This window comes from Candidatus Burkholderia verschuerenii (genome assembly GCF_001189365.1).
Lineage (GTDB): Bacteria > Pseudomonadota > Gammaproteobacteria > Burkholderiales > Burkholderiaceae > Caballeronia > Caballeronia verschuerenii.
Genome location: NZ_LFJJ01000033.1, coordinates 23,817 through 36,130 on the forward strand (window position 1 = coordinate 23,817; position 12,314 = coordinate 36,130).

Below are 12,314 nucleotides of genomic sequence, written 5' to 3' on the forward strand. Positions count from 1 at the left end.
TTCTCCACGACTCCCGAGGCGCCAAGAATTACGCGCTTAGGAACGCCGGCGAACGAGGACGCTAGACGGATGATCTCTCCGCTCGAAATGACGCTTTTGCTGCTGCTGTGCTCGGTGGCCGGCGTCGTGGTTTTCCGCTATTTCAACCTGCCGCCGATGCTCGGTTATCTGACGGTGGGCATCATCGTCGGGCCGCACGCGGCGGGGATCGCGCCGGACACCGACCGCGCGCAGCATCTCGCCGAATTCGGCGTCGTGTTCCTGATGTTCTCCATCGGGCTCGAATTCTCGCTCTCCAAGTTGAGCTCGATGCGGCGCATCGTGTTCGGGCTGGGCGCGAGCCAGGTCGGCGCGACCATTGCGCTCGCGATGATCTTCGGCTGAATCGCGCATTTCTGGACCGAGATGTCGTGGCAGGCGAGCTTCGCGCTCGGCGGCGCGCTGTCGATGTCGTCGACGGCGATCGTCAGCAAGCTGCTGGCGGAGCGGCTCGAACTCGAATCGGAACACGGGCGCAATATCTTCGGCGTGCTGCTGTTTCAGGATCTGGCGGTGGTGCCGCTGCTGATCATCATCGCGGCGTTTGGCAACGGCAATTCGTCGCAACTCGCCATGTGGCTCGGCATCGCGGCGATCAAGATCGTCGTCGCGCTGACGCTGCTGTTGTTCATCGGCCAGAAGTTCATGACGCGCTGGTTCGATCTGGTCGCGCGGCGGCGTTCGCAAGAGCTGTTCATGCTGAACCTCTTGCTGGTCACGCTGGGCGCGGCGTTCATCACGGACAAGTTCGGTTTGTCGCTGGCGCTGGGCGCGTTTATCGCAGGGATGCTGATTTCCGAGACGCCGTACGTGCATCAGGTGGAAGAGGACATCAAGCCGTTCCGCGACGTGCTGCTCGGGCTGTTTTTCGTCACGACCGGCATTCTGCTGAATCCGCGCGTGATCTGGGAGCATCCGTTTCTGGTGCTCGGCTTTTTCATCGTGCCGATTCTGCTGAAGGCCGTGATGATCACCGGACTCGCGCGGCTGTTCGGCTCGCCGCAAGGCGTGTCCATGCGCACGGGGCTCGGGCTCGCGCAGGCGGGCGAATTCGGTTTCGTGCTGCTGAACCTGATTCTCGATTCGCATCTCGTCGATTCGACCATTCTCCAGGCCATCCTCGCCGCGATGCTGCTGTCGATGCTCGCCGCGCCGTTCATCATCCAGAGCATGGACCGGATCGTGTTGCGGCTGTCCTCCACTGAATGGATGTTGCAATCGCTGCAAATGACGAAGATCGCGACGCAAAGTCTGAAACAGAGCGGCCACGTGATCATCTGCGGTTATGCCTGCGCCGGGCAGAACCTCGCGCGCATGCTGGAGCAGGAAGGCATTTCCTACGTCGCGCTCGACCTTGATCCGGATCGCGTCGCGGCAGCGGCGGCGGCGGGCGAATCGGTCGTGTTCGGCGATGCCGGACGGCGCGAATCGCTGCTGGCGGCGGGTCTGCATCGCGCGGCGGCAGTAGCGATCACTTACGCCAACACGCCGTCGGCGATGCGCGTGCTGCACAACATCCACGAACTCGAGCCGACGCTGCCGGTGATCGTGCGCACGGTCGACGACGCCGATCTCGAAAAGCTCACGGCGGCGGGCGCGACGGAAGTGATTCCGGAAATCGTCGAAGGCAGTCTGATGCTCGCGTCGCACACGCTGGTGCTGATGGGCGTGCCGATGCGCCGCGTGGTGCGCCGCGTCGAGGAAATGCGCGATGCGCGCTACAGTCTGCTCCGCGGTTACTTCCACGGCGCGGATGACAACAATGATGACGATGGCCACGATCAGGTGCGGCTACAATCGGTACCGATCGACGAAAATTCCGAAGCCGTCGGGCATTCGCTCGACGATCTCGGACTGGTCGGTCGGGGTGTCGAGGTGACCGCGATCCGGCGCCACGGCATCCGGGGCGTCGAACCCGACCCCGATACCAAGCTGCGCGCGAAGGACATCGTCGTTCTGCGCGGCCTGCCCGAAGTGCTGGCGCAAGCCGAAGAACGGCTGTCGCGCAATCGCCGGGCGGCGTAACTCATCTTTTCATCTGAAGGCAGCCGCGCCCCAGACGCGCGGACTCCGGAGAAGTCATGTCTCAATCTCTCTCGAACGCCCGGCTCGATGCCGCGCGTTTCATCCAGGAACGCGTCCGCACGGTCGACGATTGGCCGCAACCCGGCGTGCAGTTTCGCGATATCACGCCGGTTTTGCAGGATCGCCGCGCGCTGCGCACGCTGATCGACCTGTTCGTGCAGCGTTACATCGACGCCAAGCTCGACGCCATCGCCGGTCTGGATGCGCGCGGCTTTATCATCGGGCCGATTCTGGCGTATGAGCTGAGCCTCGGTTTCGTGCCGATCCGCAAGAAGGGCAAGCTGCCGTACAAGACGATTTCGCAATCGTACGAGCTCGAATACGGCAGCGCGACCGTCGAAATCCACGAAGACGCGTGCAAGCCGGGCGATCGCATCGTGCTGGTCGACGATCTGGTCGCGACCGGCGGCACGATGATGGCCGGCAAGATTCTGCTCGAACGGCTCGGCGCGACAGTGGTGGAAGCGGCGGCGATCATCGATCTGCCGGATCTCGGCGGCTCGACGCTGCTGCGCGAAGCCGGCGTGCCGCTCTATACCGTCTGCGAATTCGCGGGACATTGAGATGCCGAATCTGATGCTTTTCCTCGCGGCGTCGGTTGCGATCACGCTCGCGCCGGGGCCGGACAATCTGCAAGTGCTGGCGCGCGGCATCTCGCAAGGACGGCTCGCGGGCGTGGTGGCGGCGTTCGGCTTCGCGTGCGGCGTGATTTTTCACACGACGCTTGCGGCGCTCGGCATCGCGGCGCTGCTGCGTTCGTCGCCGATGGCGTTCCAGGCCGTCAAATTCGCGGGCGCGGCGTATCTGGTGTGGATCGGCATCAAGGCGCTGCGCAGTCACGGACTCGCGACCGCGCACGAACGACCGGCCCAGCCGCTTTCGACCGTGTTCCGGCAAAGCGTGATCGGCAACATGCTGAACCCGAAAGTGACGCTGTTTTTCATCGTGTTCCTGCCGCAGTTCGTCGATCCGCACGGCGCGCAAAGCGTCATGCTGCAAATGTTCGAACTCGGCGGTGTGTTCATGCTGCAAACGGTCGTGGTGTTTTCCGCGTTCGGCATCGGCGCAGGGATGATCGGCGCTTGGCTGAAGCGCCGTCCGCGCGTGGGCGTGTGGCTCGACCGGCTCGCGGGCGTGACCTTTATCGCGCTCGGCATTCGCGTCGCGCTGCGCGACTGATCTTCTCCTTTTCCTATGACCTTGCCCGCGATTTCCGCCGCCCGCCGTTTCGATGCCGCTGCCCACGCGCCGTTCTTCATCGGCGATGAGCGTGTCGGCTGGATTCGCCGCACCGACGTGGACGCGCTGCGCCGCTGGCCCGACGTGTTCGACATCGACGACGCGGCGGTGCGCCTGTCCGCGTCGCTCGCGGATGCCGATTCCCGCAGCGCCGCGCTCGGCGCGGTGATCGGCGCATTGCACGCGGACGGCCGGATTCCCGGCTGGCTCAACGAAACCTACGCGATCCGCAACAACTTCGACGCGCCGCCGCTGGCGTTTATCGAGCGCGCGGCGTCGCGCTTCTTCGGCACGATGACCTACGCGGTGCATCTGAACGGCATCGTAAAATATCGTGATCGCGCGCCGAAACTGTGGATCGCGCGCCGCGCCGACACCAAGGCCACCGATCCCGGCATGCTGGACAACGTGGTCGCGGGCGGGATCGGCTGGGGCATCGGCATCGAGGCGACGCTGGTGAAGGAATGCTGGGAAGAAGCCGGCATGTCCGCCGAACTCGCGCAGAGCGCCGAACGCGGCGGCGCGTTTTACGTGCTGCAATCGCTGCCCGAAGGCACGCAGGCCGAGCTGATCTATGTCTACGACGTGCTGCTGCCGGAAGGCTTCACGCCGCGCAATCAGGACGGCGAAGTCGGCGAGCATCGGCTGGCGCGCATCGACGACGTGGCGCGCTGGATCGAGGAAGGCCGGCTCACCGTCGATGCCAGCATCGCCACGCTCGATTGCCTGCTGCGCCGCCAGTGGATCGACGCCGACGCCTGCGACGGCATCGCGGCGCTGTACGCGCCGCCGGCCATCTGAACATCACAAGCATCGAACGAGGACAGGTCCATGTCGACCGAACATAGTTTTTATCTGAAGTTGTCGTGCCCGGACCGTCCGGGAATCGTGCATGCGGTCTCCGGCTTCCTGTTCAATCGCGGCGCGAATATTCTCGATTCCGCGCAGTTCGGCGACAGCCACACCGGCGAATTCTTCATGCGCGTGCATTTCCAGGAAGTCGGCGGCGATCCCGGCGTCGAGGCGCTGCGCAAGGCGTTCGGCGAACTCGCCGACGAGTTCGGCATGCGCTGGGAATTGCACGATGCGTCGGTCAAGCCGCGCGTCGTGATCATGGTGTCGAAGATCGGGCATTGTCTGAACGATCTGCTGTTCCGCTATCGCACCGGGCAATTGCCGATCGAGATTCCGGCGATCATCTCGAATCACAAGGATTTTTATCAGCTCGCCGCGAGCTACGACATTCCGTTTCATCATCTGCCGCTGCTGAACGGCACGCCCGAGGCGAAGGCCGCGCAGGAAGCGCGCGTCCTCGACATCGTCGATCAGCACGACACCGATCTCGTCGTGCTCGCGCGCTACATGCAGATTCTGTCGGCCGACATGTGCGAGAAACTCGCGGGCCGCGCGATCAATATCCATCACTCGTTCCTGCCGAGTTTCAAGGGCGCGAAGCCGTACTATCAGGCGTTCGATCGCGGCGTGAAGCTGATCGGCGCAACCGCGCATTACGTGACGTCGGATCTCGACGAAGGCCCGATCATCGAGCAGGAAGTGGAGCGCGTCGATCACAACATGACGCCGGATCAACTGACGGCGATCGGCCGCGACGTCGAATGCGTGACGCTGGCGCGCGCGGTGAAGTGGCATGTGGAGCATCGCATCGTGCTGAACGGGCACAAGACGGTGGTGTTTCGCTAAGGCGTTTTGCTTCGGCGAAAAAAAGCCCGCTTCGGCGGGCTTTTTTGTTGGCTTGTTCGCTCAGACGAGCCGCAGATAAATCAGCTCGCGCTTGATATACGCATAGAAAATCGGCGCGGCGATCACGCCGGGCAGGCCGAAAGCGGCTTCCATCGCGAGCATCGCCAGCAGCAGTTCCCACGCGCGCGCCTCGATCTGTCCGCCGATGATCCGCGCGTTCAGGAAGTATTCCAGCTTGTGGATGACGATCAGAAACGCCAGCGACGCCACTGCCGTGCCGAACGACAATGACAGCGAAATCGCGACGATGATCGTATTCGAGATGAGATGGCCGATCACCGGCAGCAAGCCGACGAGGAAGGTGATCAGCACCAGCGTCTTGGACAGCGGGATGCGCTCGTGAAAGATCGGCAGCGCGACCAGCAGATACAGCGCGGTGAACACGGCGTTGATCGCGGAAATCTTGATCTGCGCGAACACGATGCGGCGAAACGCGTCGGAAAAGCGCGAAACGCGCGCGACCAGCGCCGTGGACAGCGGCAGGCGATGATGCGACACGCGCGGCGCGCTGACCGCGATGATCGCCCCGATGATCATGCCGATCACGATATGCCCGAGCCCGCGCGCCATTTCCTTGCCGCCTTGCTGAAGCATCTCGGCGTGCTGGTGCATCAGTTCGGTGGCTTTGTCCTTCAGCTGGCCGGCGTCGACCGGCAGATAGTTCGCGATCCAGTCCGGCACGCGCAGACGCGCGCTGGACGTGATGTTCATCAGCTGGTCGAGCAATTTTTGCAGGCTCGGGACGTCGTGCTCGAAATGCTCGATGGTGGCGATGGTCGCGCCCGTCAGCCCGCCGATGATGATCGCCGAGATCAGCCCGACCGAAATTAGCCGCGCGCCACGGCTCATGACGTGGCGCTCGATCAGCGGCGCGATCATGTGAACGAGTTGAAATACCAGCATGCCTGCGAGCAGGCCGCCGAGCAGCTTGAGCTGGAGCGTGAGCCACATGGCGGCGAACGCGAGCAGATAGCTGCCGATTTCCACCGCCGACAGCTTCGGCATGCTCATGTCGCTCGTCAGCCTGACGGGACGGGCGGGCATGTCCCGCACGCGCTGCTCCTCGTTGGCCGCTTCGTTGCGCTTCGCCATGACTGCGTTCTATCTCCTGCTGCTTACAACGGTTGGTGCGAATGCTGCGGTGGGGTCGGGCGGCTCCGCAGCATTCGCACGGAACTCACGCCGCGGACTTCGGCCGTTGCAGCAAGGGTGCCAGATATCGGCCGGTAAAGCTCGCTTTCGATTTCGCGACCTGCTCCGGCGTGCCCTGAGCGATGATCTGCCCGCCGCCAGCGCCGCCTTCCGGTCCGAGATCGATGACCCAGTCAGCGGTTTTGATCACGTCGAGATTATGCTCGATGATGACCACCGTGTTGCCCTGATCTCGCAGTCGATGGATGACTTCCAACAGCAATGCGATGTCATGAAAGTGCAATCCGGTCGTCGGTTCGTCGAGGATGTACAGCGTCCGACCGGTATCGCGCTTGCTCAGTTCCAGCGAAAGCTTGACGCGCTGCGCTTCGCCGCCCGACAGCGTGGTCGCCGACTGGCCGAGCCGGATATAGCCGAGACCCACGTCCAGCAAGGTTTTCAGCTTGCGCGCGACGACCGGAACCGGCCTGAAGAACTCGTGCGCGGCTTCGACGGTCAGGTCCAGCACTTCGCTGATGTTCTTGCCCTTGTACTGGATATCGAGCGTTTCGCGGTTGTAGCGCTTGCCGTGGCAGACGTCGCACGGAACGTAGACATCCGGCAGAAAGTGCATCTCGACCTTGATCACGCCGTCGCCCTGACAGGCTTCGCAGCGTCCGCCCTTGACGTTGAACGAGAAGCGGCCCGGATCGTAGCCGCGTTCCTTCGCCGCCGGCACGCCCGCGAACAGTTCGCGGATGGGCGTGAACAGTCCGGTGTAAGTGGCCGGATTCGAGCGCGGCGTGCGTCCGATCGGCGACTGATCGACGGCGATCACTTTGTCGAAGTGTTCGAGGCCTTCGATCGACTCGTAAGGCGCCGGCTCCGTCGACGATCCGTACAGATGCTGCGCCACCGCATGCTGAAGCGTGTCGTTGATGAGCGTCGACTTGCCCGAGCCCGACACGCCGGTGATGCACGTCAGCAGCCCGACCGGCAGATCGAGCGTCACGCGCTTCAGATTGTTGCCGTGCGCCTCGACGATGCGAAGCTGCCGCTCGTCCGGCTGATTGCGTTTTTCCGGATAGCCGATGGTCCGCTTGCCCGACAGATACTGCCCGGTGATCGAATTGGCGTCCTTCTGCACCTGATCCGGCGTGCCCTGCGCGACGATCACGCCGCCGTGCTCGCCCGCGCCCGGACCCATGTCGACGACGTAATCGGCCATGCGGATCATGTCCTCGTCGTGCTCGACGACGATCACCGAATTGCCGATATCGCGCAGATGCTTGAGCGTGGCGATGAGCCGGTCGTTATCGCGCTGATGCAGGCCGATGGACGGTTCGTCGAGCACGTACATCACGCCCGTCAGCCCGGAACCGATCTGCGAGGCAAGGCGAATCCGCTGCGCTTCGCCGCCGGACAGCGTCTCCGCGCTGCGTTCGAGCGACAGATAATCCAGCCCGACGTTATTCAGAAACGACAGTCGCGCGACGATCTCCTTGATCACCTTGTCGGCGATTTCGCCTTTCGCGCCTTCCAGACGCAGCGTCTGGAAATAGCCGAGCGCATCGCGCAGCGGCCAGCCGCTGATTTCGTAGATGCCGCGCGCGTCGTCGCCCGCGCCGACTTTCACGAAGCGCGCCTCGCGACGCAGACGCGTGCCGTCGCAGGCCGGACACGCCTGGTTGTTCTGATACTTCGCAAGTTCTTCGCGCACGGCGGCGGAATCCGTCTCGCGATAACGCCGCTCCAGATTCGGGATGATCCCTTCGAAGGCATGCTCGCGCACCGACGCGCGCCCGCGCTCGTTGATGTACGAGAACGGAATCACCTGTTTGCCGGAACCGTAGAGCAGCGTCTTGCGGACTTTTTCCGGCAGTTCTTCGAACGCCGCGTCGATATCGAACTCGTAGAACGCCGCGAGACTTTGCAGCATCTGGAAGTAGAACTGGTTGCGCCGGTCCCAGCCCTTCACCGCGCCCGCCGCCAGCGACAGCGACGGATGCGCGACCACGCGCTTCGGATCGAAAAAGGTTATTTGACCGAGACCGTCGCATTCCGGGCACGCGCCCATCGGGTTATTGAACGAAAACAGGCGAGGCTCGAGTTCCGGCAGCGAATACGAGCAGATCGGGCATGCGAACTTGGAACTGAAGAGCTTTTCCTGTTCCGTGTCCATTTCCAGCGCGATGGCGCGGCCATCGGCGAGACGCAGCGCCGTTTCGAACGATTCCGCCAGCCGCTGCTTCATGTCCGGGCGCACTTTCAGCCGGTCGATCACCACGTCGATGGTGTGCTTGTCGTTCTTCTTGAGCTTCGGCAGCGAATCGACTTCGTAGATTTTGGCTTCGCCTTCGTTCGCCGTGCCGCCGCCCGAACGGATGCGAAAGCGGATGAAACCCTGCGCCTGCATCTCCTCGAACAGTTCGACGTGCTCGCCCTTGCGATCGGCGACGACCGGCGCGAGGATCATCAGCTTGGTTTCCTCGGGCAACGCGAGCGCGGCGTCGACCATTTGCGAGACGCTTTGCGCCTCGAGCGGAATCAGGTGATCCGGGCAATAAGGCGTGCCGACGCGCGCATACAGCAGACGCAGGTAATCGTGAATTTCCGTGACGGTTCCGACCGTCGAACGCGGATTGTGCGACGTCGCCTTCTGTTCGATCGAAATAGCCGGCGACAAGCCTTCGATCAGATCGACGTCGGGCTTTTCCATCAGCTGGAGAAACTGCCGGGCGTAAGCGGACAGACTTTCCACGTAACGGCGCTGGCCTTCCGCGTAAAGCGTGTCGAATGCAAGCGACGACTTGCCCGACCCGGACAACCCCGTGATCACGATCAGCTTGTGTCGCGGCAAGTCGAGATTGACGTTCTTCAGATTGTGGGTGCGTGCCCCACGAATACGAATTTCTTCCACGAGTTTTTCCGCGAGTATGTTCCGTGCGATTCAGCCGCGCGGTTTTGTGCCGGCCTGGTCCTACTCGTACCTCGTCCGTACCGGTTTGCTCTGCTGGTTGCGGAAAGTGAAGGGGGCCAAACCTGCTACTATAACGACTTTTGCAGGGCGCGGCGCCCGCGCCATCAGGGCGAGGGCGCGCAAGGGGCACCGAGGGCCGGCGCGGGGGCTTGCCGGCAATGTGCGCGGGCTGCGCGACGCGGCCGGCAGTGCGTCTGATCTGGTACCATTCAGAGCAATAACAAGGCGGCCGAGCCGGTATCCCCACCAGCCGGGCACGACGCCATCCTCATCCATTTCCCGTTTCTGATGTCCAATCCGTCTGCCACGTCCACACGTCTGAGCGCGCCGGAATTGCGCGCGACCGTGTCGCTCGCCGCCATCTTCGCGCTGCGCATGCTCGGTCTGTTCATGATCATGCCGGTGTTTTCGATCTACGCGAAAACGATTCCCGGCGGCGACAACGTCCTGCTCGTCGGCATCGCGCTCGGCGCGTACGGCGTCACGCAATCGATGCTCTACATCTTCTACGGATGGATTTCCGACAAGCTCGGCCGCAAGCCGGTCATCGCGTTCGGCCTGCTGGTGTTCGCGCTCGGCAGCTTCGTCGCCGCGATCGGGCACTCGATGGCGTGGATCATCGCCGGGCGGGTGATTCAGGGCATGGGCGCGGTGTCGTCGGCGGTGATCGCGTTCATCGCGGACCTGACGCACGAAGAAAACCGCACCAAGGCGATGGCAATGGTCGGCGGCAGCATCGGCATCTCGTTCGCCGTGGCGATCGTCGACGCGCCGATCGTGTTCCATTGGGTCGGCATGAGCGGCTTATTTACGGTGATCGGCGTGCTGTCGATCCTCGCGGTGGGCGTGGTGGTGTGGATCGTCCCCGATGCGCCGACGCCGCCCGTCCACGTCAAGGCGCCGTTCGCCGAAGTGCTGCACAACGTCGAGCTGTTGCGTCTGAACTTTGGCGTGCTGGTGCTGCACGCGACGCAGACCGCGCTGTTTCTGGTCGTGCCGCGCATTCTGGAGGCGGGCGGCCTGCCGGTCGCATCGCACTGGAAGATTTATTTGCCCGTGATGGCGCTCGCTTTCGTGATGATGGTGCCGGCGATCATCGCCGCCGAGAAGCGCGGCAAGATGAAAATCGTCATGCTGAGTGCCATTTTGCTTATCCTGATCGGACAGTTGTTATTAGGCGCGGCACCCCATACGCTATGGTCTGTGGCCGCGATCCTGTTCGTGTACTTTCTCGGCTTCAACGTGCTGGAGGTGTCGCAGCCGTCGCTGGTGTCGAAACTCGCGCCGGGCACGCGCAAGGGTGCGGCGGCGGGCGTGTACAACACGACGCAGTCCATCGGTCTCGCGCTGGGCGGCGTGGTCGGCGGCTGGCTGCTGAAGGTCGACGGCCCGAGCGCGGTGTTCTACACGTGCTCCGCGCTGGTGCTGGCGTGGCTGGTGGTGGCATCGCGCATGAAGCCGCCGCCGCGCAAGCGCGAACGCTCGGCCTGACAGATTTTTGTATCAACCGTATCGAGTCGGCGCGGCGTCATTCGTTTTCCCTTATTTGAATGAGTGGACGCATGTCGCCGCATTGCTGACGCAAGCAAGGTATCTATTGGAGAAATTATGGCATCTGTCAACAAGGTCATTCTCGTGGGCAATCTGGGCGCCGACCCGGAAACCCGCTCCCTTCCGAGCGGCGACGCCGTGGCCAATATCCGCCTCGCGACCACGGACCGTTATCGCGACAAGGCGTCGGGCGAGTTCAAGGAACTCACCGAATGGCATCGCGTGGCCTTTTTCGGGCGTCTCGCGGAAGTCGTTCGGGATTATCTGAAGAAGGGATCGTCGGTCTATATCGAAGGGCGCATTCGCACGCGCAAATGGACCGATCAATCCGGCCAGGAACGCTACTCGACCGAAATCGTCGCCGACCAGATGCAAATGCTGGGCGGACGCGGTGCCGGCGGCGGTGACGACGCGGGTTACAGCCGCGCGCCGCAATCGGATAGTTACGGCGGTGGTGGTGGTGGCGGCGGTCGCGATCAGTCGAGCAATCGCGCGCCGAAGAAAGCGCCGCCGCAAAACGACGGCTTCGAAAATATGGACGACGACATTCCGTTCTAATCGTTCGGATTCGTTGTCGCAAAATCGATTTAACAAGGCCTTCGGCATCGAGTCGAAGGCCTTTGTTGCTTCTTAGGGGCGGTTTCTGATTTATCCGTGCGTAGCCCCTATTGCGTCTGATTGCGTATAAGCTTCTATTCGACGTGTCTAAACGCGTCCCCGACTTAACTCGTAAAGACTGAGTTGAGAGTAATCGGACTTATCTTATGGTCTACGAAATACCTGCATTTTATTTTGAATGTAAGTATTCCTAGACTAATAAGAGTTCGATTTTATTTGCCTGTAGTCAATTTAATTGATCGAACCGCTGAAGGGCTTGTTTTACCCCACGGTGCAAACAAGATATTCCTTCGGTCGATGCAGTCAATTGAATGCATGGCGAATACTGCTTGCCGGTTCATGGCAACAACGACTCTCCCAGACAAACGAACCAATCGGGGGCCTCTTGAAGCTTCGCGTAGTGTTGGCCGACGATCATCCTTTTGTGGTCGTCGGCATGAAGGCGCTGTTCGCGTTCGATGACGGCGTCGAAGTCGTCGGCGAGGCGAGCAACGTCAGCAGTCTGCTCGCCGTGCTGTCGATCCAGCCGTGCGACGTGCTCGTCACCGACTTTGCCATGCCCGAACCCGGGCAGGACGCTCACGACGGCCTGCGGCTGATTCGCCGCGTGCGGCAGGAGTGGCCGCATATCGGCATCGTCGTGCTGACGAGCGTGACCAACGTGGCCATCCTGCGTTCCATTCTGAACGCGGGCGCCATGAGTCTCGTCAACAAGGCCGAGCCGATCGAATACGTAGTCGGCCCTTCAGAATTAGTCGAAGTCAAGGGTGGCAAGGGGCCGCCCCGGAAGATCGTGTTTCCCAGAACTCCCAGAAGCAATATTGATCTGAATGGTTTCCTGGGAGTTTGGAACTTCGCCGATGAGCACGCCCGATTTCTTTCGCAGCCGCCTCGACACCATGATCGATCT

The 12,314-nt window shown here is 62.3% G+C and carries 9 protein-coding genes and 1 pseudogene; 8 read left to right on the forward strand and 2 right to left on the reverse strand.

What is annotated here, in order from left to right; all coding sequences use genetic code 11:
- The first annotated feature begins 69 nt into the window (after nt 1–69).
- From BVER_RS09060 to purU, 5 genes and pseudogenes are all read left to right on the forward strand, one after another.
- Nucleotides 70–2,064, forward strand: a pseudogene (locus BVER_RS09060) (monovalent cation:proton antiporter family protein).
- 56 nt (nt 2,065–2,120) lie between these two features.
- Nucleotides 2,121–2,687 (forward strand): adenine phosphoribosyltransferase, encoded by a 567-nt coding sequence (locus BVER_RS09065; RefSeq protein WP_050453010.1) that lies wholly within the window; start codon nt 2,121–2,123, stop codon nt 2,685–2,687.
- A 1-nt stretch (nt 2,688) separates the two neighbouring features.
- The gene (locus BVER_RS09070; protein ID WP_050453011.1) at nt 2,689–3,303 is read left to right on the forward strand and encodes a LysE family translocator; all 615 of its coding nucleotides are present in this window, start codon (nt 2,689–2,691) and stop codon (nt 3,301–3,303) included.
- A 15-nt stretch (nt 3,304–3,318) separates the two neighbouring features.
- On the forward strand, nt 3,319–4,164 hold the full coding sequence (locus BVER_RS09075; protein ID WP_050453012.1) for an NUDIX hydrolase: 846 nt from the start codon (nt 3,319–3,321) through the stop codon (nt 4,162–4,164).
- Nucleotides 4,165–4,194: 30 nt separating this feature from the next.
- Complete coding sequence (gene purU, locus BVER_RS09080; protein WP_050453013.1) at nt 4,195–5,064, forward strand: formyltetrahydrofolate deformylase; 870 nt, start codon at nt 4,195–4,197, stop codon at nt 5,062–5,064.
- Nucleotides 5,065–5,124: 60 nt separating this feature from the next.
- On the opposite strand, the gene BVER_RS09085 is transcribed toward purU, so the two are convergent.
- Nucleotides 5,125–6,216, reverse strand: a complete 1,092-nt coding sequence (locus BVER_RS09085) for an AI-2E family transporter (protein WP_050453014.1) — start codon at nt 6,214–6,216, stop codon at nt 5,125–5,127.
- 85 nt (nt 6,217–6,301) lie between these two features.
- Nucleotides 6,302–9,175: an excinuclease ABC subunit UvrA gene (gene uvrA, locus BVER_RS09090; RefSeq protein ID WP_050453015.1), complete on the reverse strand. Its 2,874-nt coding sequence runs from the start codon at nt 9,173–9,175 to the stop codon at nt 6,302–6,304.
- A 348-nt stretch (nt 9,176–9,523) separates the two neighbouring features.
- Here uvrA and BVER_RS09095 point away from each other — a divergent pair, with 348 nt between their 5' ends.
- The 3 genes from BVER_RS09095 to BVER_RS29985 form a co-directional block, all read left to right on the forward strand.
- On the forward strand, nt 9,524–10,726 hold the full coding sequence (locus BVER_RS09095; protein ID WP_050453016.1) for an MFS transporter: 1,203 nt from the start codon (nt 9,524–9,526) through the stop codon (nt 10,724–10,726).
- A 117-nt stretch (nt 10,727–10,843) separates the two neighbouring features.
- Complete coding sequence (locus BVER_RS09100; RefSeq protein WP_050453017.1) at nt 10,844–11,344, forward strand: single-stranded DNA-binding protein; 501 nt, start codon at nt 10,844–10,846, stop codon at nt 11,342–11,344.
- Between the two features lie 460 nt (nt 11,345–11,804).
- A partial coding sequence (locus BVER_RS29985) for a response regulator (protein ID WP_157055980.1) occupies nt 11,805–12,314 on the forward strand: 510 nt, incomplete at its 3' end.